This window comes from Candidatus Alistipes pullistercoris (assembly GCF_027665465.1).
In the GTDB taxonomy this organism is placed as follows: domain Bacteria; phylum Bacteroidota; class Bacteroidia; order Bacteroidales; family Rikenellaceae; genus Alistipes_A; species Alistipes_A hominis.
This window is the reverse complement of record NZ_JAQDED010000002.1, coordinates 491,920-513,885: the sequence shown is the minus strand read 5'-3', so window position 1 is coordinate 513,885 and position 21,966 is coordinate 491,920. Positions and strand designations below refer to the sequence as shown.

17 protein-coding genes are annotated in these 21,966 nt (G+C 55.9%); 6 read left to right on the top strand and 11 right to left on the bottom strand.

Features of this window, described 5'->3' with window-relative positions:
* Positions 1-82: 82 nt before the first annotated feature.
* Together PGR91_RS05445 and PGR91_RS05440 are read right to left on the bottom strand one after the other, a co-directional pair.
* Complete coding sequence (locus PGR91_RS05445) at positions 83-1,072, bottom strand: TIGR01212 family radical SAM protein (RefSeq protein ID WP_118656439.1); 990 nt, start codon at positions 1,070-1,072, stop codon at positions 83-85.
* Between the two features lie 119 nt (positions 1,073-1,191).
* The gene (locus tag PGR91_RS05440; protein ID WP_101571338.1) at positions 1,192-1,899 is read right to left on the bottom strand and encodes a hypothetical protein; all 708 of its coding nucleotides are present in this window, start codon (positions 1,897-1,899) and stop codon (positions 1,192-1,194) included.
* A 309-nt stretch (positions 1,900-2,208) separates the two neighbouring features.
* Here PGR91_RS05440 and PGR91_RS05435 point away from each other — a divergent pair, with 309 nt between their 5' ends.
* The 3 genes from PGR91_RS05435 (at position 2,209) to PGR91_RS05425 (ending at position 5,255) form a co-directional block, all read left to right on the top strand.
* Positions 2,209-3,135 carry an AraC family transcriptional regulator gene (locus PGR91_RS05435; protein ID WP_101571336.1) on the top strand — a complete coding sequence of 309 codons (927 nt, stop codon included), beginning with the start codon at positions 2,209-2,211 and terminating at the stop codon, positions 3,133-3,135.
* Between the two features lie 46 nt (positions 3,136-3,181).
* Entirely contained in the window at positions 3,182-4,423 is a 1,242-nt protein-coding gene (gene serB, locus PGR91_RS05430) for a phosphoserine phosphatase SerB (RefSeq protein WP_118656437.1), read from the top strand.
* 187 nt (positions 4,424-4,610) lie between these two features.
* Positions 4,611-5,255: a TetR/AcrR family transcriptional regulator gene (locus tag PGR91_RS05425; RefSeq protein ID WP_101571334.1), complete on the top strand. Its 645-nt coding sequence runs from the start codon at positions 4,611-4,613 to the stop codon at positions 5,253-5,255.
* A gap of 44 nt (positions 5,256-5,299) precedes the next feature.
* On the opposite strand, the gene PGR91_RS05420 is transcribed toward PGR91_RS05425, so the two are convergent.
* From PGR91_RS05420 to PGR91_RS05405, 4 genes are all read right to left on the bottom strand, one after another.
* Positions 5,300-6,007, bottom strand: a complete 708-nt coding sequence (locus PGR91_RS05420; RefSeq protein ID WP_118656435.1) for an SAM-dependent methyltransferase — start codon at positions 6,005-6,007, stop codon at positions 5,300-5,302.
* Positions 6,007-8,388, bottom strand: a complete 2,382-nt coding sequence (alr, locus tag PGR91_RS05415; RefSeq protein ID WP_118656433.1) for an alanine racemase — start codon at positions 8,386-8,388, stop codon at positions 6,007-6,009. Before alr ends, PGR91_RS05420 begins: the two co-directional genes overlap by 1 nt.
* A 170-nt stretch (positions 8,389-8,558) precedes the next feature.
* Positions 8,559-9,305: a porin family protein gene (locus PGR91_RS05410; protein ID WP_101571632.1), complete on the bottom strand. Its 747-nt coding sequence runs from the start codon at positions 9,303-9,305 to the stop codon at positions 8,559-8,561.
* Positions 9,306-9,326: 21 nt separating this feature from the next.
* Positions 9,327-10,433, bottom strand: coding sequence for a PCMD domain-containing protein (locus tag PGR91_RS05405; RefSeq protein WP_101571328.1), 1,107 nt, complete (start codon positions 10,431-10,433; stop codon positions 9,327-9,329).
* 449 nt (positions 10,434-10,882) lie between these two features.
* Here PGR91_RS05405 and PGR91_RS05400 point away from each other — a divergent pair, with 449 nt between their 5' ends.
* Both PGR91_RS05400 and PGR91_RS05395 read left to right on the top strand, forming a co-directional pair.
* Positions 10,883-13,114: a DUF5722 domain-containing protein gene (locus PGR91_RS05400; protein WP_118656431.1), complete on the top strand. Its 2,232-nt coding sequence runs from the start codon at positions 10,883-10,885 to the stop codon at positions 13,112-13,114.
* 211 nt (positions 13,115-13,325) lie between these two features.
* The gene (locus PGR91_RS05395; protein WP_101571324.1) at positions 13,326-13,763 is read left to right on the top strand and encodes a PepSY-like domain-containing protein; all 438 of its coding nucleotides are present in this window, start codon (positions 13,326-13,328) and stop codon (positions 13,761-13,763) included.
* Between the two features lie 102 nt (positions 13,764-13,865).
* On the opposite strand, the gene PGR91_RS05390 is transcribed toward PGR91_RS05395, so the two are convergent.
* The 3 genes from PGR91_RS05390 to PGR91_RS05380 form a co-directional block, all read right to left on the bottom strand.
* The gene (locus PGR91_RS05390) at positions 13,866-14,408 is read right to left on the bottom strand and encodes a porin family protein (protein WP_101571323.1); all 543 of its coding nucleotides are present in this window, start codon (positions 14,406-14,408) and stop codon (positions 13,866-13,868) included.
* Between the two features lie 346 nt (positions 14,409-14,754).
* Positions 14,755-15,660 carry an exopolyphosphatase gene (locus PGR91_RS05385; RefSeq protein ID WP_055202033.1) on the bottom strand — a complete coding sequence of 302 codons (906 nt, stop codon included), beginning with the start codon at positions 15,658-15,660 and terminating at the stop codon, positions 14,755-14,757.
* A 21-nt stretch (positions 15,661-15,681) separates the two neighbouring features.
* Positions 15,682-17,733, bottom strand: coding sequence for an RNA degradosome polyphosphate kinase (locus PGR91_RS05380; RefSeq protein ID WP_118656429.1), 2,052 nt, complete (start codon positions 17,731-17,733; stop codon positions 15,682-15,684).
* A 282-nt stretch (positions 17,734-18,015) separates the two neighbouring features.
* Between PGR91_RS05380 and PGR91_RS05375 the strand changes: the two genes are divergently transcribed.
* Positions 18,016-19,311, top strand: a complete 1,296-nt coding sequence (locus PGR91_RS05375; protein WP_101571317.1) for a cysteate synthase — start codon at positions 18,016-18,018, stop codon at positions 19,309-19,311.
* 207 nt (positions 19,312-19,518) lie between these two features.
* Here PGR91_RS05375 and PGR91_RS05370 read toward each other — a convergent pair whose 3' ends face one another.
* Complete coding sequence (locus tag PGR91_RS05370) at positions 19,519-19,863, bottom strand: GNAT family N-acetyltransferase (protein WP_216645966.1); 345 nt, start codon at positions 19,861-19,863, stop codon at positions 19,519-19,521.
* A gap of 65 nt (positions 19,864-19,928) precedes the next feature.
* On the bottom strand, positions 19,929-21,920 hold the full coding sequence (locus PGR91_RS05365; protein ID WP_118458773.1) for a glycoside hydrolase family 127 protein: 1,992 nt from the start codon (positions 21,918-21,920) through the stop codon (positions 19,929-19,931).
* Positions 21,921-21,966 lie beyond the last annotated feature (46 nt).

Genomic DNA, 21,966 nt, shown 5'->3' with positions numbered 1-21,966 from the left:
TGTCGGACTGCAAATATTATAAAAAAAAATGATAACTTCCAACTTTCCGGATTTTTTTAACGGCGGTCGGCCGGTTTGATTATTAGATCGTTCTGGCGTACGATTTTCCCTGCCAACTGTCCCGTTCCTCGAGGCGGCGTTCCAGTTCGGCCCACAGTTGTTCATTACGGATCAGTCCCCAGGCCGGGCCTGCATGGAAGCGCGGCGGCGCCTCGCCGGCGAAACGTTCGACGACCAGGTCGGGACGCAGCCGTTCGAGGATGCCGATGAAAAAGTCGATATACTCCTCTTTGCCGAAAAAGCGGAAATCCTCCGGGTGCCGTGCGTACTGCTCGGCCATCGGCGTCTCTTTGAATAACTGCAACTGGTGGAATTTGACGGTGTCGAGCGGCAGCGCGTTGATCCGTTCGGTCTGTTCGGTCATCATCCCCCGGGTTTCGCCGGGCAGTCCGAGGATGAAATGCGCTCCGGTATGGATGCCGCGCGCCGCCGTCGCCTCCACGGCCCGCTGCGCGCAGGCGAAGTCGTGTCCGCGGTTGATGGCCTGCAGCGTGCGGTCGTAGCACGACTCGATGCCGTATTCGATCACGACGTAGTGGGATTCGGCGAGCCGGGCGAAGTAGTCGAGTTTGCGTTCGTCGATGCAGTCCGGGCGCGTGCCGACGATGATCCCGGCTACCTGCGGCACTTCGAACGCCTGCGAAAAAACGGTTTCGAGCCTCTCCAGAGACGCATACGTATTCGAAAAGGACTGGAAGTAGGCCAGGTATTTTTCCGCGGTGCGGTAGCGGCGGCGGTGGAATTCGATTCCCTCTTCCAACTGCTGCCGGACGTTTTTCTGCGGCGTGCAATAGGACGGAGAGAAAGCCGAGTTGTTGCAGAACGTGCATCCGCCGGTCGAGACCGTGCCGTCGCGGTTCGGGCAGGAGAATCCGGCGTTGACCGACAATTTTTGCACGCGGGTGCCGAACAGCCGCCGGAAGTATCCGGAATAGCTGTTGTAACGTCTCGCATCCCCCCAGGGATAGGTGCTGCCGGTACCGGATGGCGGTTTTGTTTCAGGGCGTTTCATGGATTCTAAGAGTTTGCTGCGGGGCGGCCGAAAACGGTCGGTAGCACTCCGCGAAGCGCGGCGGACGCGAATTCCCCATTGTCGAACGGCGGTCCGCGACCGGTTTACCCTTCGGCCGTTCAGTGGTTGCGCAGCGCTTCGATAAAGCCGGGAAACTGCGTCCAGAGGTGTTCGGTCTGTAGCCACAGTTCGCGGGCGAGAGTCTGGCGCAGCGGCTTTTCGCTCTCGATGTCGGCCAAGTATTCCGGAGTCACTTCGTGGACGTTCGACGTGAACTCGGCGTAAAATACCGGAAAACTTTTTTTGAAGTGAATCAATTCGCCGGCGGGGAGGCTGCCCGTCTGCCGGAATTCGCTCCAGAGCTTCAGGATCTCTTTTTCCGGATATTTGTCGCTGATGTCGTTGACGATTTCGTCGAAAAGTTCGTAGTCTTCGAGCGCCAGGTAGCAAAATGCCAGCGGCTTGGTAGTTTCGAGGTGGTCTTCCGGGTCCATGTCGAGCAGCATCTCCATCATTCCCGCCGCCATTTCGAAGTCGCCGACCAGGAAATGGTCGATCGCCGACCGTTTCAGCAGTTCCAGCACGGATTGGTTCTCCTCTTCTTCCCAGTCCAGCTGCACTTCGTCTTCGTCGGGGATCAGATCCATCAGCTTCTTGACGCCTTCGTACCGCAGGTTGCAGGCCTGTTCCACGTCGCCCTGCCGTTCACAGGTTCTGGACCTGGCCAGAATGGCCGCGAAATCGTAAGCGGCGTCCGTTCCGTGAATCGGATATGAGATGACGTAAGTGTTTTCGGCCGTCGGGACAAACTGGGGTGTATTAGCCATTTAGATAAAGATTAAACGAAAGGGTCTGCACTGTAAACCGCTGCAAAGGTACGATTTTTTGGAAAACGGCAACAAAGTCCCGAACATTATTTGACGGAAAACGGCATTTGCCGCCGCCGTTTTTTGCCGTTTGATGCGTCCGTCCGATTTAATGCATGTTAATATGTTGATAATTAATATACTGTCATCGAAAAGTCCGGCGCTTTGCAATATGGATAAGGGATCGGTTGTTCATCGTACCGGAAAAAATCTTATTTTTGCATACGCATAGCGGTCTGCCGTACAGACCGCCGACCGAACCGCCGCGCCATGAGTCTTACCGACATCAACAACGAATCCAGGTACCTGATCTCGACCGAAGAGGACGAGCTCTGGGGGCTCGTCGTGACCAGCGTGGGTAGCCAGACGATCTCCGCGAAAGAGAATTACCCTCCGTCGAGCCATCCGCAGGGCTATTTTTTCAATGTGGACGAAGGCCGGGTGCTGAGCGAATACCAATTGTTGTATATCACCGACGGCCAAGGTATTTTTACGTACGGCGATTCGCGCGAGTCGCAGCTGATTACCGAAGGAAAGGTGTTTTTTCTTTTCCCCGGCGTATGGCATACATACCGGCCTTTCGCCAATACCGGTTGGAAAGAGTACTGGATCGGGTTCAAAGGGGAGGTGATCGACCGGATCGTCGGCGAAGGCTTCTTCGTGAACCAGGCCCCGGTGTTCAATATCGGACTTAACGAGCGTATTGTCGACCTGTATATCAAGGCTTTCGATATCGCGAACGAGGAACGTTCCGGGTTTCAGCAAGCGTTGGGCGGGATCGTGATGCACCTGCTCGGGTTGATGTATTACCGTCACCGCACCCGCGATTTCGTCGACGAGAACATGATCAACAAAATGAACAAGGCGAAGGTGATCATGCGCGAGGGCGTTTACGAAAACCTGTCGGCCAAGGAAGTGGCCGACAGGTTGCATATCGGCTATTCGGGTTTCCGCAAAGCGTTCAAGGAGTTTACCGGAACCTCGCCGGCCCAATATATGCAGGAGTTGAAACTGAACGAGGCGAAGCTGCTGCTCACCACGACCACGCGTCCGGTGAAGGAAATCTCGTACAGTCTGAAGTACGAGAATCCGGAATATTTTTCGATGTTCTTCAAACGGCGGACTTCGATGACGCCCGTCGAGTACCGCAACATCGGGAGCCCGGCGAAGGACGAGGAGGAGCGCATGCCGGAATAATTCGAGTACTAAAGGATTAAAGGAGAGTAAGCAATTTTACGAATCTATGGAAAACAGGAACGAAAAGGTAGAAATCATACAGATTAATATTTCCGGGGAGGACAAGCCGGGGCTGACTTCTTCGCTGACCGATATTTTGGCGCGCTACGATGCGACGATCCTGGATATCGGGCAGGCCAATATCCACCAGACCCTGTCGATGGGCATCCTGTTCAAGACCGATTCCCAGCGGGCCGGCGACATCATGAAGGACTTGCTGTTCAAGGCCTACGAATTGGGCATTCAGGTGCGTTTCAAGCCGATTACCGCCGAACAGTACGAAAACTGGGTGGGAATGCAGGGGAAAAACCGTTACATCATCACGGTGCTCGGCCGTAAGTTGAGCGCGCAGCAGATCGCGGCGGTCACGAACGTGGTGGCCGGGCAGGGATTGAACATCGACTCGATCCTGCGGCTCACGGGGCGTATCCCGTTGGATGTCGATGCGCGCGCTCCAAAATCGTGCATCGAACTGTCGGTGCGCGGTACGCCGCGCGACCGCGAGGGGATGCAGTCCGAATTCATGCGGCTTTCGACCGAAATGGGGATGGATATTTCGTTTCAGGCCGATAATATGTTCCGCCGGACGCGCCGGCTGATCTGTTTCGATATGGATTCGACGTTGATCGAAACCGAAGTGATCGACGAATTGGCCGAGCGCGCCGGGGTCGGAGAGCACGTACGCGCGATCACCGAAAGCGCGATGCGCGGCGAGATCGATTTCACGGAGAGTTTCCGGCGCCGGGTGGCCATGCTCAAAGGGCTGGACGAGTCGGTGCTCGCCGACATTGCGGACCACCTGCCCTATACCGAGGGGCTCGACCGGTTGATGCATATCCTCAAGCGCATCGGGTTCAAAACGGCGATTCTGTCCGGCGGGTTCACCTATTTCGGCAATTATTTGCGGCAGAAATTCGGGTTCGATTACGTGTACGCCAACGAACTGGAGATCATTGACGGCAAGTTGACCGGCCGTTACCTCGGCGACATCGTCGATGGCAAGCGCAAAGCCGAATTGCTGAAACTGATCTCGCAAGTCGAAAACGTGGACATTGAGCAGACGATCGCCGTCGGCGACGGAGCCAACGACCTGCCGATGCTCAGCGTGGCCGGGCTCGGTATCGCATTCCACGCGAAACCGAAAGTAAAAGCCACGGCCGGACAGTCGCTGTCGACGATCGGGCTGGACGGCATTCTCTATTTCCTCGGTTACAAAGATTCTTATCTGGACGACAAACGGTTTGTGTGACGGGTTCCCGACAGGGGGAAACGTTCCGTTGTTTTCGACGGGTCGCGTGGCCGGATCGGCGACGGGAAGATGCGCTGTGCGTGGCCGGGCGGAGCCTTATCCGGCGCAAAACTTTGTAAACTTGAAAACTTTTTTTGTTTATTAGTTTTATTTCGTATCTTTGGAACCGGATTGTTAAGGTATTGCCATGTTGCTAAAAGATAGAATCGTAGCGGAGTCGACGAATCTGTTTGTCCGTAACGGCGTGAAGTCGGTCCGGATGGACGATATCGCGTCCCGCCTGGGCGTCTCTAAGCGGACGATTTACGAATTGTTCGGCGACCGGGAGTCGCTGATCGTCGAATGCGTGCGGCATTTTTATGCGTCGCAGGACGAAAAACACGACCGGCGCGTCGCATCGGCCCGCAACGTCATCGAGGAGTTTATCCTGCTGCTGGAAGATTGGGAAAACATGATGATGACCAACATCAATTTCATGAGCGATCTGAAACGGTTCTATCCCGCCGTCTTCGAGCGGGTCTATTCCGAGATTCGCCAGCGCGGGCAGGAGCGACTGAAAGGATCCCTGAAGAAGGGGATCGACGAAGGGTTGTTTTTCCCGGAGCTCAACCTCGACTTTACGGCCGTCGCGCTGATGGCCTCGATCAATACCATTTTCGCTTCGCCTTCGGTGTACGACGAGGTGCACGTGTCGGTGTCCGATGCCTTTAAGTACATCACGATGTGTTTTTTCAGAGGCATCTCGACCAAAGAGGGGATTCACATCATCGACGATACGTTCCGGAAGCATTTTCCCGGCGGCCTTTTCGGGCAGAACAAAGTTCGGGCGTAAGACGGAGTCGACCTCGATTGTATATAATCCGGGGGGCGGCCCGCTCAGACGCCGAGGATGAAAATCGCGGGGCGTTTGTGAATATCGGGCGTTTTCGCCTTCCAGTCGCGGATTTGCGCGGTGCGGATGAGTTGATCGGGCTGCAGGATATCCGCCGCGACCGTCAGCAGCGTATTCCCGTTGCATTCCTTCAGAAAATCTTCGAAAAGTTTCAGGTTGCGGTAAGGCGTTTCGATAAAGATCTGCGACTGGCGCTCGGTTTGCGCCCGTTTTTCGAAATGCCGGATCGCGCGGCCGCGTTCGGGTTGTTTGACCGGCAGGTAGCCGTTGAAAGCGAACGACTGCCCGTTCAGCCCGGAGGCCATCAGCGCCAGCAGGATCGACGACGGGCCGACCAGCGGAACCACTTCCACGCCGCGCAGGTGCGCAAGCGCCGCCAGGTCCGCGCCCGGGTCGGCTACGCCGGGCAGGCCCGCTTCCGAGATCACGCCGGCATCCGTTCCGGCGAGCACAGGGGTCAGCAGTTCGGCCACCGCTTCCGGCGTCGAGTGTTCGTTCAGTTCGGCGAAACGCAGCGAGTCGATCGGCCGTTGTATGCCGGCGCGGCTCAGAAAGCGGCGGGCCGAACGGGTGTTTTCGACGATGAAGTATTCCAGGCGGTCGATTACGGTTCGATTGTATTGCGGCAGCACATCCCATACCGGCGTATCGCCGATCGGGGTCGGCAGCATGTAGATTTTCCCCTTTCCCATTACTCTTTGGTGTAGATCCGTTTGACGCGGGTCGAAATACCCGTCATGATTTCGTAGGGAATGGTTCCCAGTACGTCGGCCATTTCGCCGACCGGCGCTCCTTCGCCGAAGACCGTGACCGTGTCGCCCTCGTGCGCGTCGATGCCGGTGATGTCGATCATGCAGGTGTCCATGCAGATATTTCCGATGATCGGGGCTTTCCGGCCGTTGACGATGAAGCTCCATTTTCCGCAGCTAAGCCGGCGGTTCAGGCCGTCGGCATAGCCGATCGGGACGGTCGCCGTACGCACGGGATGCTCTGCGACGATTCCGTGGCGGCCGTAGCCGACCGTATCGCCGACCGGAACCTCTTTGATCTGGACGATGCGGCTTTTGAGCGCGCTGACCGGCAGCAGGTGCTCCTGGTGGGCGACGCTGATGCCGTACAGTCCGATGCCGAGCCGTACCATGTCGAACTGCGCTTCCGGGAAGCGCTCGATCCCGGCGCTGTTGTCGACGTGCCGCAGGATGTGCCGCTGCGGGAAGGCGGCGACCAGCCGGTCGCTCAATTCGCGGAACAGGGCGATCTGGCCGCGCGTGAAGTCGTCGTGCCGGGCTTCGTCGCTACCGGCTAAGTGCGTGAAGATCGTGCGGATGTAGAGTTCCGGGATCGTTTTCAGCGCGTCGATCAGCGGGTCGATGTCCTGCCGTTCGAATCCGAGGCGGTGCATGCCGGTGTCGAGCTTGATGTGGATCGGATAGTCGGTTTCTCCGTTCCGGCGTACCGTTTCGGCGAACGACTGCAACGACGATCGGCTGTAAATCTCCGGTTCGAGCCGGTAGTCGAGCATCAAGTCGAAGCTGTCCGAATCGGCGTTCAGCACGACGATCGGCATCGTGATGCCGGCCTCGCGCAGTGCGACGCCTTCGTCGGCGAACGCGACGGCCAGGAAGCCGACGCCCTGCTGTTCGAGCATGTTGGCGACTTCGAAAGTGCCGTTGCCGTAGCCGGATGCCTTGACCATCGCCATCACTTGTTCTCCTTCGCGCAGCAGGCTGCGGAAGTAGTTCAGGTTGTGGATCATGTGGTCGAGGTTGACTTCCAGCACGGTCGTATGTATCTTGTCTTCGAGGATGCGGCCGATCCGTTCGAACTGGAAGCGGCGTCCTCCTTTCAGCAGGATGCTTTTTTTCGAGAAGCGCGACCGGTTGACGCCCCGCAGGAAATTTTCGGTGGTCAGGTAGAACTCCTTGCGGCAGTCGAATGCCCCCGCATGTTTGAAAATCTCTTCGCCGATACCGATCAGTTCGGTCACTCCGTTCGCCTTCAGCAGTTCGGCCACCCCGGCGTACAGCCGGTCGGGTTTCAGACCGCTCTGGTCGATGTCGGACAGGATCAGCGTTTTTTCGCGGTGGCCGGCTACCGACGACAGGTATTCCAGCGCGATGCCCAGCGAGTTGATGTCCGAATTGTAGCTGTCGTTGACGATTTTGCAGCCGTTGATGCCGTCTTTGAGTTCCAGCCGCATCGCTACGTTTTGCAGCGAGCGGAGTCCGCCCCGGACTTGCGACATGTCGTACCCCATTACTCCGTACAGGGTCAGCGCTTCGGCCGCGTTTTCGCGCGAGGCGGCGTCAGGGTAGGGCAGTCCGTTCAGGTCGCAGCGGCTCGCGTCGACGGCGATCAACTGCCGGTCGGGATAGCGGGCCGGAACGAGGCGCCGCAACAGCGGGTCGCCGGCATTGTAGATAATCGTCGGCGTGTGGGCGAATAGGTTCAGTTTCTCTTCGGCCTTTTCTTCCGGCGTGTCGAAATTCTCCTGATGGGCGTCGCCGATGTTCGTGATGATGCCGATGTCGGGACGGACGATCCGTTCGAGCGACTGCATCTCGCCCTTGCGGGAGATACCCGCTTCGATCACGGCGATCTGCTCGTCGCCCGCGGTCATCAGCAGCGACAGCGGTACGCCGATCTGCGAGTTGTAGCTTTTCGGACTGCGGAACAGTTTTACGCCCGGCGGGCAGAGCTGGGCGATCCACTCTTTGGTGACGGTCTTGCCGTTGCTGCCGGTGATGGCTACCACTTTGCCGCGGATGCGGTCGCGGAAGCAGGCGGCCAGCCGCTGCAACGCCGCTACCGAATCGTCGCAGCGGACGAATCCGGCTTCCGGGTAGCGTCGGACGTCGACGGCGCCGTCGACGATGAAGGCGCGCACTCCCTTGCGGTATAACGGTTCGATGTAGTCGTGTCCGTCTCGGTTCGTTCCGCGGATCGCGACGAAAAGGGTACCTTCCGGGAGGTTGGCTCGCCGGCTGTCGGTCGTCACGCGGACGACGGTCGTGTCCGTCCCTTCGAATGCGCCCCCGACGCAAGCGGCGATATGTGTCAGTAGATCGTTCATGTTCCGAATGAATTGAAGCGACACAAAAGTACGCCATTTTCCGCAAAAAGTTTTGAACCGTGCGGAATTTTACCGGAATTACCGGCTCGTTGCCTGCGGTTCTCCGATAAAAAAGCCGGAAAAAACGGATCGTCCGTTTTTCCCGGCGTATGCGAACCGGCCGGATGCCTTTAGAAAACGTATCCGAACCCGATGTTCAGGTAGACGTTGTACATGTTGAACCCGATGCTTTTGAATCCTTTTTTGAAGATCGAGTTCGCCGCCCAGGTCAGCTCTCCGTATACCGACAGGTGGCGGTAAGCCATCCATTCGGCTCCGAATTCGCCGCCCCAGTTGAACCGCCGGATGTCGTTATCGAAATTGTACGTGGCCGACTCGACGCCGATCTTGGTTCCGGTCGGATCTCCGTCGCGGATGTATCCGTCGTAGGCGTTTCCGCTGAAGCCGCCCCGCAACAGGTATGAGAAGAAGAACCCCAGTTTCAGTTCCCAACGCGGGGAGACCTGGCGCATTGCCATCACCGGCACGGTCAGGTATTCGTTCTGCACCCGGGTTTTGACCTGTCCGGTGAATACTCCGGAGATCAGCCCTTGTTCGTCGCCGTTGTCCACGTTCATCGTCAGTTGGTAATTCTTCACCTGGGCGCCGGCCGACATCCCCTTCGTTTCGAAACGGAGTCCGCTGATCAGCGCCCATTTCGCAGTCAGGTTTCGGACGACGTTTCCTTCGATGGCGAAAGCCAGCGTCGGCGAGTACGCTTTCAGTTTCCGGATCTCGGCCGGTAGCGGAAGCGGGGTCGTGCCGCCGATGTTGAAACCTGCCTTGACGCGGTATTCGAATTTTTTGAAAGACTGGGCGGATACGCCGCCGATACACAGCAGTGCGACCGCCAGGCAGATGATGTGTTTTTTATTCATCGTCATAGTTGGGTTGTCGGGTTAGTTTGCCGGTTTCTCTTCGCAGATCACTTCTACGTCGTCCACGAGCAGCGTGCTTCCTACGGCTCCTTTGAAATAGGCTCCGTAACGGCTGGACGAGAAGACGACGGTCAGGTTGTACTTGTAATTCTTCATTTTTTCCTCGTCGAACCGCTTGAGATAGGTGAATTCCACGTCGAAAGGAAGGTAGGTTCCCAGCGGCGACTCGACCGGGTCCGGGACGACGGCCTTGGCGACGATGTTCGGCGAAGTGAGCACGTTGTCGCCGAACAGGCATTCGACGTTGTCGTCCGTTTCGTACAGCACCGCGTAAATCTGGCAGGAATCCCGCTGTTCGGGGATCACCAGGTTGTTGTATTTATCGGTCACGTTGCCGGCCGACACGTAGCTGTAATAACCTTTCAGGCGCAGCGGTTTTTTGCCGAACGGAAGACCGAACCGGGTGGCCTCCATCGGATTTTTGGTAGCCAGCATACCGTCGAACGTTCCGATGAACAGGTTCCCGGCGGCGATCGGCATGTTCAGGGCCGAACCGAACGTCCCGGTCGATTTGGTTTCGAGTTTGGCCGCCAGCCGGCCTCCGTGGGCGATCGGGGTGGAACAAGTCGGAAATTTGCTCGGGACGGATGCGCCTCCGGTCAGCGCGTAACCCGCATTTCCGGACGACCATATCTCTTGGGCCACACCCCCGGCGATGATTTCGTAAGGCTGTTCGTATTTTCCTATCTCTTTCCAGTCTTCGAAACTGAACAGGGTCGGCAGGTCGGTTTCGATCACGCTGACCAAGTAGGATTTGTTCCAGCGCCCATCCTGCGAGGTGACTTTGTAAAGCTTCGGAGTGGTGAAATCGCGGACGGTGCCCGATGCCGGTTCGATGACGGCTCCGGGAGTCAGCTTGAACTCCGGGGCCATCCGGGTAACGTCCGTCGAGCCCGGGACGATCAGGATCATCACCGTGTTGTCGGCGATCTTGGGATCGGTTTTGACGATGTCTCCCGGAACGGTGCATTCGATGATGTCCGCTTCGGCGTTCAGCGGTTCGTCCTTGATGCAGGAAACCGTCAGCGCTGCGGCGCCCAGGAGCGTTAACAATAAGCGTATTTTCATAATTGTCGGATACATTTATCGGATTTTCTCCGCAAAGGTAATTTTAATCAGATATCTCCGCAAATCTTTGTTCCGGGGGGCGCGGAATTTCTCCGGAGATATTTACGGATTCATTTCTTCTGTCCGAGGTAATCGGGGTACGGTAAAATAATCTTATTTATTAAATAACGCATATTTCGGCGATAAGTTACATGTGTGGGTTTATTCGGTTGATACATAGTGTTATAAAAATGAGGCGGATATGGAAATGCCGAATTTCGGACGGAAATGTCCGGATTCGCCGGATCGTTTTCGTCGAAAGTTTGACGCCCTCGGCCGAAAATCATTTTCGGAAATTTGTTAATCGGCGATTTTTTTCCTACTTTGCAAAATGATTACGGAATTATTTTTAACTTAAAATTAACCTTGAAAACTTCCCTTCGGAGGTTTTGTAACCTGATTTAATTAAGATGAAACGAGTCGATTTCAAACCGAAAGGCATTTTGTCCGCGGGCGTTTTCTGGCAGCGTTCGGTTGCCGTCTGCCGGAAAGCGGTTCCCGCATTGATGGTCGCGGCGTTGCTGTTGGCGTCCTGTGGAAAGGATAACGGGGACGATCCCGGTCCGGGACCTAATCCCCCCGACCCGGATCCTACGCCGACTCCGAAAACCGAATACCTGACCTTCGCTACCAAGACGGCGAATCAGATTTCCGTCAAAGAAGTTTCGACCGGCGAGTACGAAATGTCGATGACCGGGACGGACCCCTACATTTTCACCAATTCGTTGGAGCGTACCAATCCGGCGGACTCCTGCATTCTTACCTTTCAGTACCGTTGCGATAAGGAAATTTCATTCTTACAACTGTTTTTCGCCTCTACACCTTCTTCCGGCGTGTCGGAAGACCGTTCGGTAAAAGTGGACGGGATTCCCGCTTCGCAGACCTGGAAAACCTGGAAAGCCAACGTGAGCGAATCGCTCGTAAAATTCGCATGGGGGAAAGCCGGTAACTGTTTGCGGGTCGATTTCGGAGACAAATCGGGGATTAAACTCTATATAAAAGGGATTCATTTCCGCGGAATGACCGAGCAGGAGAAACAGGAGGCCGAAGAGGAAGAAGAGAACAGCAAGTCCGAAGCGGCGTTCGAAAACAACCTGAAAACCTATCTGTCGACGCTGTATCCGTCCTCTACGTCGGTAACCTCGGTGGAAGCCGGACTGACCAAAATTACCGTGAAAGGGAACTGTTCCGCTTCGGGCAGCTATAGCCTTTGCGAAATTCCGCCTTACGTCGATCTGCTGAAAACGACCAAATTCGAGTTCAAAACGGCTCTTACCGACGGGACGTTCAGCAAGGAAATGGACCGCTATGTCGAACGGGACGGGTTCAAATACGACCGGACCCTTTCGAAATGGGCGATCGTAGAGAACGGCGATACGAAAGATAAATTGGTGTCTCATGCGCGTTACGCTACCGAGATCGCTTCGACGCAACAATTGCCCGCAGCGAAACCCGCCAGCAAAAAGGGGCTCGGCGGATACCATTTGGGCGGTCCCGAGAGCGATCTGGACGATCTGGGGATTACCAGCATCACGATGAACGTTTCTTTCGTCGGCATGATGTCGCTCAGTCCTTCGGGCAATTCCATCGCGCACGAATACGGCGGTAAAACCTACTATTTCGATAAAGGCAGCGTGGAAAACTATGACAAAACGTTGCAGGCGGCCCAGAAACGGAATATCGTCGTTGCCGCTATCCTCCTGGTCGCTCCTTCGAGCTCGGAGGTGGGAAAACTGCTGCTGCATCCGGATTACACTTCGCGGGGGATCTACACGATGCCGAATATGACCAATCCAGAGAGCGTGAACTGTTATGCCGCCGCGCTCGATTTCCTGGCCAGCCGTTATTGCCAGACCGGCAGTCCGTACGGTCGTATCCACCACTGGATCATGCACAACGAGGTCGATGCCGGGCTCGACTGGACGAACATGGGCGTCAAGCCGATCACCATTTATACGGATACGTATCTCAAGTCGATGCGAATGTGCTACAACATCGCTCGGCAGTACGATCCGAATACCGAGGTGTTCGCTTCCTTTACGCATTCGTGGACGGAGGCCGCTTCGGACAGTTACGCTTCCCGCGACATGCTCGATCTGCTGAGGAAATTCGGTACGGCGGAAGGCGACTTCCAATGGGCGGTGGCTTACCATCCTTATCCGCAGGATCTGAACGATGCGAAAACCTGGAACGATAATAAGGCTTCGTTCAACATGAATACGAAGCTGGTGACGTTCAAAAACCTCGAAGTGCTGAGCGCCTGGGCCAAAAAATCGGAAAATAAGTACAAGAAGACGATCAAGCGTTCGGTATGGCTCTCCGAAAACGGAACCAATTCGAGAACCTATGCGGACATGTATCTTAAAGAACAGGCCGCCGGTTTCGCTTATGCCTGGAAAAAGCTGAAAAAGCTCGACGGCATCGACGCGATGCAGTGGCATAACTGGATCGATCATCCCGAGGAATACGGCCTGCGGATCGGATTGCGCAAATTCCCGAACGATCCCGACGATCCGATGGGTAGAAAACTCGTATGGTATGCCTATCAGGCAGCCGGGACGTCAACCGAGGATGCGGTTTTCGAACCTTATAAGGCGGTGATCGGAATCGACAATTGGAATATCATCCAAGAGGTTCAGTAATCCGTTCGAAAAATTACGGGGTTCGGAATTGTTCCGGACAGGAACCGAAGTAAAGCAAAGACGCTGATTGAAAGCGTCTTTGCTTTTCCGTATTCCGAGCGTAGCCGGGCCGCGCCTCCGGCGTTCGTCCGTAAACTGCGGCCCGATAAGTTTTAGGTATTACCTTTGCAGGGAGTCTAAACGATTATTATTTAAAAAAAAATTAGGAGCTATGAAAAAAGCGTTTGTTTTGTTGGCCTGCCTGTTCGCGATGCAACTCACCGTTTCCGCCGACGACGGCACGCCGATCGAGGTGAACAACCTGCCGGTAAAGGCGCAGCAATTTCTGAAAGCCTGTTTCCCGGATAACACGGTGTCTTACGCCAAAGTGGAAAACGAGTGGACCGGCAAAGAGTACGAGGTGTTGTTCGAGGACGGCACCAAAGTAAAATTCGACAAAAAGGGAGAGTGGGAGGAAGTAGACGGCGGATATGCCGTTATTCCGGCTAACACCGTTCCCGTTTTGATCAAAAAGCACGTTGCCGAGAAGCATCCGAAGCAGAAAATCGTGAAGATCGAACGGGATCGTAGAGGTTACGAGATCAAGTTGGATAACGGTTTCGAGCTGAAATTTGATACTAAGTTCAAGCTGACCGGTTACGACGATTAGCGAAAAGCAACATGAGAAACAGGGCGTCTTTCGAAAGAAAGACGCCCTGTTTTTTTAAATCCGCTCCGGTCGTATCCGGGCGTTTGCCTGTCTCGGTCGCGATTAAAATCTCCAACCGGCGGTAACGGCGAATACGCTGTTGCGCGTGACGATGTCCTTGTCTTTGGCGAGGCTGGTCAGGCCGATGTTGTAGCGGGCGTCCAGGATCAGGCCGCAGTTGAACAGGTATGAAACGCCGACCGGTACGGCAACGTCCGCTTTCTTGTAAGCAGCCTTGACGTCGACGTCGTTGTTTTTGGCTTTGAGCAGAAAGCCCGGCTGGATACCGGCTTTGACGGCCAGTCCTTTTACGAGGTAGAAGTTCGCCAGGATCGGTATGTTCAGGTTATCGGTCTTCACTTTGACGCCTTCGCCTTTGGTTCCCTGACGCGAGTAGAGTACGTCTGCCGACAGGGCGAACAGGTTGCTGAAACGGTAGTCTGCGAATACGCCGGCTGTCAGGCCCGTTTTGTAATCTCCGTCGAGCAGGGTTTGGTTCGACAGGTTGATGCCCACTTTGGGGCCGAATCCGAATCCGGTTTCCTGGGCGGATGCATAGGTAGCTACCGTAAATAAAGCCGCGATCGATAACAGTACTTTTTTCATGACGATTAAGTTTTTTAGTTAAACAATTCAAAAGCGTTAAAACACTTGGTGCGCGCCCGCTTTTGTGCGGGACGTTTCGGTTGATTTTAACGACACGCCGGCTTGGTCGTCTTTGTTGAGAGTAGAACGGCCGGAGCTTCGTTTAGTTACAAAGTCCGGTCGTTTTTGAAATGCGTAAAATGTGTTTTTTGTTCGGAACGTATGCTGTAATAGTTTTGTTGTCAGCGTATTGGCGCGTGTGTTGGAGAAGTGAAAAATTATATTGCGGAATTGTTTTTTCCGGTGCGGCCGTCCGCAGTACAGTGGCGTTCCGGACTTTTCCGTTCGAAAAAACGGGAGCCTTCCGTCAGTCTTCCCGGTCGTTCAGGTAACGGATGTAAAGCGCGTGCGCGATGCCGTCGGTAATGCCGATCGTCGGCACGCAGATGCTGTCCGCATGGACCCGTTCGGCGATGTTCAGGAAGATTTCCGCTGCCGGGATGATGACGTCGGCCCGGTCGGGGTTCAGGCGGAATGCGGAGATCCGCTCTTCGACCGTCAGCGCTTTCAGTTCGTCGTAGATGGCCTTCAGGTCGGCCACGTCGAGCCGGTTGTCGTTCTTATTGCCTTTGAGCCGGTAGAGCTTGTTGATGTTGCCGCCCGTGCCGATGATTTTCAGATCCGGATAATCGGCGGCCAGTACGGCCAGGTCGCGGTTCAGCGACTCGATGTCGGCGAGTTTGACCATGCCGCCCAGCGAGCGTACCGTCCCGATATTGTACGAGTTGGAACCGATCAGTTTCCCGTTCGAGATGACGCTGACTTCGGTGCTGCCGCCGCCGACGTCGACATAAATGTAATGCCCTTCGCGGCCGAGCAGGTCGGCAATGTGGCTGTCGTAAACCATCCGCGCCTCTTCGAGCCCGTTGATGATTTCCAACCGGATGCCGGTCTTGTTGTGCACTTTCCGGGCGATCTGTATGCCGTTCGAGGCGTCGCGCATCGCCGACGTCGCGCAGGCGCGGTAGGCCGTTACGTCGTACACTTTCATCAGAAGTCGGAAAGCCTTCACCGTGCGCAGCAGTTGCTTCTCCTTTTCGCCGGAAATGCTTCCCGTGCCGAATACCTCTTCGCCGAGCCGCAAAGGGACGCGCAGCAGCACGGTTTTGGTCATTTTGTCTGGCGAGTCGCCGTCGTTGACGCTTTTAATCAGCAGTCGTACGGCGTTCGATCCGATGTCGATCGCCGCGAAATTCAGTTTTTTGTTTTGCATGTTTCGGAAAGAGTTTAAAAGTTACAGGTCTCCGCTGAGGTCGTGATAATGCTCGTATAGTTTCTGTTGCGAACGGAACGGCGGTTCCCCGTTGTCGTAAATGCGGTTTCGGCCGGTGCCGTCGACGATCCTCGCCGCCACGTTGTCGGCCAGTCCGAATTCGACGATCGTTTTCAGTTCCCGTCGGATCTCCGGATCGTAGACCGGTGCGTAGGCTTCGATCCGGTGGTCGATGTTGCGCGGCATCCAGTCGGCCGATCCGATATAGTATTGTTCGTCCCCGCCGTTGCAGAAGATCAGGATGCGCGCGTGTTCCAGGTAACGGTCGATGATGCCGCGGATTTCGATGCGATCGCTTTTCGGACCGAGTCCGGCGACCAGGGAACAGTTGCCCCGCACCAGCAGGCGGATACTGACGCCGGCCGCCGAAGCTTCGTACAGTTTCTGGACGATTTTGGCGTCGGTGATGTGGTTGATTTTACACAAGATATAGGCTTCTTTGCCGTTTTTGGCATTGAATATTTCGTTGTTTATCAGCGCGTACAATTTTTTGCGCATCCCTTGCGGCGAAACGATCAGCTTCCGGAAGGCGATCGTTTTGTATGGCTGGTGGATGAATTCGAATACCCGGTCGACTTCCCGGACGATCGTTTTGTCGGCCGTAAAAAGGACGGTGTCGGTGTAGGTGCGGGCGTTTCCTTCGTGAAAGTTGCCGGTGCTGATGCAGGCGACATTGCCTTTTGTCGAGGCGATATGGGTCAGTTTGCAGTGTACCTTCAGTCCTTCGACGCCGAAAAGCACCTGGATGCCGGCGTCCTGCATTTTTTTCGACCAGCCGATGTTCGACGCTTCGTCGAAGCGGGCCATCAGTTCTACCATGACCGTTACTTTCTTGCCGTGCTTGGCGGCGCAGATCAGCGCTTTGACCACTTTGGAATCTTTGGCGAGCCGGTAAACCGTCGTTTTGATGCTGCGCACGTCGCGGCTCAGCGCCGCTTCCCGCAGCACCTTGATATAGTTCGAAAAGCTGTGGTAGGGATAGTGCATAAAAACGTCCCGGCGGCGGATCTCGTCGAGCGCGCTGCCGAGGCTGTCCATCGACGGAACGGGGGCGGGCACCCGCTTTTCGAACTTCAAATCGCTGCGGCTGCAATCCGGGAAAGCCATCAGGTCTTTCATATTGTGGTAGCGCGACCCGCCGACGCAGGCGTCGTAGCGGTCGATGCGGAATTTGCGCTTCAGATAGCGCAGCATCTCTTCGGGCATTCGCTGGTCGTAAACGAAGCGGATCGCTTCCCCCTTTTTGCGGTTCTTGACGCCGCGGGCCACTTTTTCGACCAGTCCTTCGTCGATGTCGCCGTCCAGCGCCATCTCGGCGTCGCGCGTGAATTTCAGCGTGTAGGCTTCGAACGATTCGTAACCCAGCCCGGCGAAGATGAACGGCAGGCAGAAACGCACCACGTCGTCGAGGAAGATGATGCAGGTCGTGTCGCCGTCCGACGGCAGCACGATGAAACGGTCGAACTCGCGGGTCGGCAGTTCGATCAGCGCGAAGTCGCGCACCGGTTTTCCGGTTGCGGCATTTCGGCGAATCATTTTGATGGACAGATAGATGCTTGAGTCCGTCAGTTCGTCGAGCTTCGATCCCTGCGTCATGATCAACGGATAGGTGGCGCTGTTCAGATCCGTCCGGTACACCGTGCGGATGTAGCGCTGCTGCTCATCGGTGAGCTGCTGCTCGTTGACGATGAAAATGCCTTCGGAGGCCAGTTTTCCCTTTAGGTTTTCGAACGTTTCGTCGAATTCCTGCGAATAATCCTTGGTCAGCCGGGTGATTTCGCGCAGCTCGCGGATGGTCGATGCGGGCCGGTTCTGCGGTTCGTTGTCGTATTCCACGATCCGTTTCATCGTGGAGACCCGCACCCGGAAAAATTCGTCGAGGTTGTTCGAATAGATGCCGAGGAACTTCAGCCGTTCCAGCAGCGGAACATTGTCCCGTTGCGCTTCCTGTAGAATCCGGTGATTGAAATACATCCAGCTGATGTCGCGGTCCAGTGTCGTTTTTGCTCCCATGTCAGTCTCCGTCTTTTGATTGCCCGCCACTAAGGTAGGCTTTTCCTTCCGGAAAAAAAAGAGCGCTGCTCCCCGGATTTTGTGCGATGGCCGATCCGGTCGCATTCGTCGGGCAAAGGGGAAATCGGACGTAAGTATAAAGACGTATTTTGCGGTATCTGTGGTTGTTGCGGGGTCTGTATCCGGTCGTTTCTGTTGGCTGTTTCTTAAAATTGTCCTACTTTTGTAAAGCGTCCCGGTCGTTCGGGAAACGCAGAAACGATAGTTCATCCGATTAAGAACATGGAAAATTTTAACGCCACCAGGTATAAGTTGCAGAATGTCGCGACGAAACGGATTTTCGAAGACGAGGGCTGGACGCTCGACGATACGCAGAGTTCGCATCCGTCGCTGATCCGCGCCGTTTACGAATCGCAGCAAATCCATCCGCACGGCGAGGAGCACGGGATTTACCGTTTCGCCGAATGGTTGCCGGTCAAAAGGATGCTGGCCGGTTCGTGCGCGCCGGTAACTTACAAGAGCAAAGGACTTGCGCAGAAACTTGGGCTTAAAAATCTGTATATTACGTTCAACGGTTATTTCCCGGAGATCGGGGCCCGGATGTCCACCTGCTCGTTCAAAGAGACGGAGGCGTATTCGGTTTGCGGAAGGCTGAACGGCAGCCACAAGGACAAAGTGCTGGTGGTGGCTTCGGCCGGCAATACGGCGCGCGCTTTTGCCAAAGTCTGTTCCGATAACCGTATTCCGCTGCTGCTGAGCGTGCCGGAAGACAACATCGACGCGCTGTGGTTCGACGCGCCGCTGAACGATTGCGTGAAACTGATCGTTTCGCAGAAGGGAAGCGACTATTTCGATGCGATCCATCTGAGTAACCTCGCCCTGCAATCCGATAAATTTTTCGCAGAAGGCGGCGCCAAGAACGTGGCTCGCCGCGACGGGATGGCGACCACGGTGCTTTCGGCCGTAACGCATATCGGCCGGATTCCGGACTACTATTTCCAAGCCGTAGGCAGCGGAACCGGAGCGATCGCCGCCTGGGAAGCCAACCTGCGCCTGATCGAGGACGGTCGGTTCGGCAATCACAAAATGCGGCTGATGGTGTCGCAGAACGCGCCGTTCGTGCCGATGTACAATGCATGGAAAGCCCGCTCGCGCGAAATGCTGCCTTACAACGACGACTGCGCCCGTATCGACGCCGAAGAGATCGACGCCAAAGTGCTGTCGAACCGCAAGCCGCCCTACGGGATCAAAGGCGGGCTCTTCGATGCGTTGACCGATACCGGCGGCGATATCCTGGTTGCGACCAACGAAGCAGCGCGCGCCGCTAAAGAGCTTTTCCTGGAGTGCGAAGGCGTGGATATTTACTCCGCTCCGGCCGTGGCGCTGGCTACGCTGATCCAGGCGGTGCGCGACGGCGAGGTCGATCCGGAAAAGATCGTTATGCTGAACGTTACCGGCGGTGGGGAGAAACGCTTTATGCAGGGCAAAAAATTACATTACCTGAAGCCGTCGGCTGTCTTCCCGATCGATCCGGATGCAAAAGAGGTGGCCGAAAAAGTAGGTCGCCTGTTTTCGTAGCGAGGCGCGACTTATATAAGAACGAAAAACGACCGGCAGTCTGTCGGTCGTTTTCCTTTTTTTCGTAATTACGGGATTTCGCCCGCCGGAACGTTTTCCTGCCTGGGAAATTTTTCCAGATAGACGAGCCGCATTCCGGGATAGGCCTCTCTTTCGGGGAAAGGACGGTAGCCCAGCCGCCGATAAAGAGCCAGGTTCCGAACGCTGCTATGGCTTGTGAAGAGTTCGCATCGGTGGATACTCTTTTTCGATCGATCCGAGCAGTTCGGTGCCGATCCCTTTTCTCCGTTGTTGATGCCCGACGATCAGTTTGCCGATGAACAGCGTGCGACCGTCCGTATGCGCGCGGACGGAGCCGACGATTCTGCCGCAGCCGTCGGTCGCTTTCAGTACGACGCCCGTTTCGAATTCCGCTCGCAGCTCTTGCAGCGTTTGCAGCAAAGGGGGAATCCGGAAGTCGTTCAGCAATTCGGCTTCGCTTCGGTAAGCGAGGTATTGCAGATCCAGGATCTGTTGCAGGTCGCATCTTTCCGCCCGGGTTATCGTCGTCATATCCGTATTCACGTTCGAAGCGCCTGCACGACTCGTGCAGGCGCTTCGAACATAGGGTGAAAATATTATTTCTTATAAATGTCCGGAATCTCGGGACGCCCGACGCCTACGGTCACGTTGACGCGCCAATCCACGTTGTTCGTGTACAGGTGACGGAAATCGAACGGCTGTTGCGCCCATACGCGGAAGATATTGCCTTCCTGCCAGGTATTTCCGGCCGAGGTGTAGTCGCACATCCGCAGGATGTGTTTGTTGCCCGCTTCGTCCTTGCACGGTACGTCGAACGTCATCCAGATCGCCGGCGTTTCCGGGTTTTCGACCAACTGAACGTCGATGTAGTTGTCCGTGTCGCGCATGAATTCGTAGCGGTACATCGGCGGTTCGGTCACGCCGTCGCGACGCGGAATCAGCCGCGAGTCGAACGCCAGGACGATCGGCCCGCGGACAATGGCGGCGTCGCCTACGCCCGACGGCGCATCGACCACGCGCGCGCGCATGTCCAGTTCGACCTCGATCTTATCGTTGTCGTTCCAAGTGCGTTCGATCGAAGCGTACGTGCCCGGCAGGATGTAACCGTCGTAAGGTTCTCCGTTGATCTTGATGGCAGTGCGCTTGCTCCACTGCGGGATGCGCAGTTCGAGCGCGAAGGCTTCGCTTTGGGGCAAATTCACGGTCGCCGCCACGTTCCCCTGTACCGGGTATTCGCTTTCCATATTGATTTTCAGCGGTTGTCCGGAAGGCGTCTTGACGGTGCTGTTCATTTTGCCGTACAGGTTGATTGCGGCGCCGTCGGCGGTGGTCATCACGGCCCAGGAGGGAGTGATCATCAGTCCGCGCGGACCGTTGGCTACGCAGCAGCTCATCACCACGTCCGGGAACTGCTGGTGGCTGTGTACCCGTTCGCCCATCAGGCCGGCGTAATACGACCACCATTCTCCTTTCGGCGACATCGAGGCGAGCAGGGCGTTGTAAAGGCTGGTTTCCAGTTCGTCCGCATAGCGGCTGTCGCCGGTCAGGCGCAACATTTGATACAGGAACTTCATCCAGGTTGCCGTCACGCAGGTCTCCATCCCCTGATACATCGGTTCGGTTTGGCGCATCTTGCCATGGCACCAGATTTCGGCCATCGAACCCGATCCGACGATCATGATTTCGTCGCGGATGATCGTGTTGATCAACTTGTGGCAGGCCTCGAAATAGAGCGGATCGCCCGTAATGCGGTACATTTCGCACAGCCCTTCGAAACACGACATCATTTCGTAGGCTTTCGGCGCGCCGCTCATTTTCCATAACGGAGTGCCCGACACGGCTTCCTGAACCAGCCGTAGTCCGGTCGGCGTCAGCTTGTTCGGCGTGTCCCACGACTTGATGATATATTCGGCGAAATCGAGGTAGCGTTTATCCCCGGTTTTCTGGTACAGCAGCGCGATCGGTTCCAATACCGAGCAGGAGGCCAGCCCTTTCCAGCCGATCCATCCGGTCGCGGCGATGTTGACCCCGCTTCCCGGACCGGTTTCTGAGATCAGGTTGTCGGCCACTTTACAGGCGGCGTCGAGCACGCTTTTGTCCTGCGTCTGGTCGTAATAGGCCAGCAGGCCGAGCATGACGTATTTACGGCCCCAAATATCCCATTCGCCGAGGTGGTTCTCGTCGAGATAGGTACCGATGTATCCGTTTTTGTCCTGCGTGGCGATCAGTTCCTGCACGGCTTTATCTACCACGGCGCGGTTCTCGGCGGTCGGCGCATAACCGTAGCCCTGCATGGCCGCCGTGTACCATTTACCCCAGAATTCGGAGCGGAAGCCCCAATTTCCGTCCGGTTTGTCGCGGAACGGCTGTACGACCCGTTCGATGTCTTGGGCCATCAACCGGTTGTCGATGCACAGGTCGAGTTTTTCGCCCAGGTAGCCGCCGAAATGGGTGGCTCCGTAAGCGGCCGGTTCGAGCACGTTGCGTACTTTGATCGTGGAGGCCGGCGCGGAAGTTTTTTTCTCTTTCCCGTAAGCTTGGGGGGCGAGCAGCGCTGCGGCTGCGGCGAGAAGTAAAAGTTTTTTCATAAGGTTGATTCGGTTCTTCGTTTATTGTACAAAGATAAAAAATTGT

Bases quoted from the DNA above. Each gene is read 5' to 3' on its own strand.
- PGR91_RS05445 (WP_118656439.1), bottom strand. From the start codon at position 1,072: ATGAAACGCCCTGAAACAAAACCGCCATCCGGTACCGGCAGCACCTAT.
- PGR91_RS05440 (WP_101571338.1), bottom strand. From the start codon at position 1,899: ATGGCTAATACACCCCAGTTTGTCCCGACGGCCGAAAACACTTACGTC.
- PGR91_RS05435 (WP_101571336.1), top strand. From the start codon at position 2,209: ATGAGTCTTACCGACATCAACAACGAATCCAGGTACCTGATCTCGACC.
- serB (WP_118656437.1), top strand. From the start codon at position 3,182: ATGGAAAACAGGAACGAAAAGGTAGAAATCATACAGATTAATATTTCC.
- PGR91_RS05425 (WP_101571334.1), top strand. From the start codon at position 4,611: ATGTTGCTAAAAGATAGAATCGTAGCGGAGTCGACGAATCTGTTTGTC.
- PGR91_RS05420 (WP_118656435.1), bottom strand. From the start codon at position 6,007: ATGGGAAAGGGGAAAATCTACATGCTGCCGACCCCGATCGGCGATACG.
- alr (WP_118656433.1), bottom strand. From the start codon at position 8,388: ATGAACGATCTACTGACACATATCGCCGCTTGCGTCGGGGGCGCATTC.
- PGR91_RS05410 (WP_101571632.1), bottom strand. From the start codon at position 9,305: ATGAATAAAAAACACATCATCTGCCTGGCGGTCGCACTGCTGTGTATC.
- PGR91_RS05405 (WP_101571328.1), bottom strand. From the start codon at position 10,433: ATGAAAATACGCTTATTGTTAACGCTCCTGGGCGCCGCAGCGCTGACG.
- PGR91_RS05400 (WP_118656431.1), top strand. From the start codon at position 10,883: ATGAAACGAGTCGATTTCAAACCGAAAGGCATTTTGTCCGCGGGCGTT.
- PGR91_RS05395 (WP_101571324.1), top strand. From the start codon at position 13,326: ATGAAAAAAGCGTTTGTTTTGTTGGCCTGCCTGTTCGCGATGCAACTC.
- PGR91_RS05390 (WP_101571323.1), bottom strand. From the start codon at position 14,408: ATGAAAAAAGTACTGTTATCGATCGCGGCTTTATTTACGGTAGCTACC.
- PGR91_RS05385 (WP_055202033.1), bottom strand. From the start codon at position 15,660: ATGCAAAACAAAAAACTGAATTTCGCGGCGATCGACATCGGATCGAAC.
- PGR91_RS05380 (WP_118656429.1), bottom strand. From the start codon at position 17,733: ATGGGAGCAAAAACGACACTGGACCGCGACATCAGCTGGATGTATTTC.
- PGR91_RS05375 (WP_101571317.1), top strand. From the start codon at position 18,016: ATGGAAAATTTTAACGCCACCAGGTATAAGTTGCAGAATGTCGCGACG.
- PGR91_RS05370 (WP_216645966.1), bottom strand. From the start codon at position 19,863: ATGACGACGATAACCCGGGCGGAAAGATGCGACCTGCAACAGATCCTG.
- PGR91_RS05365 (WP_118458773.1), bottom strand. From the start codon at position 21,920: ATGAAAAAACTTTTACTTCTCGCCGCAGCCGCAGCGCTGCTCGCCCCC.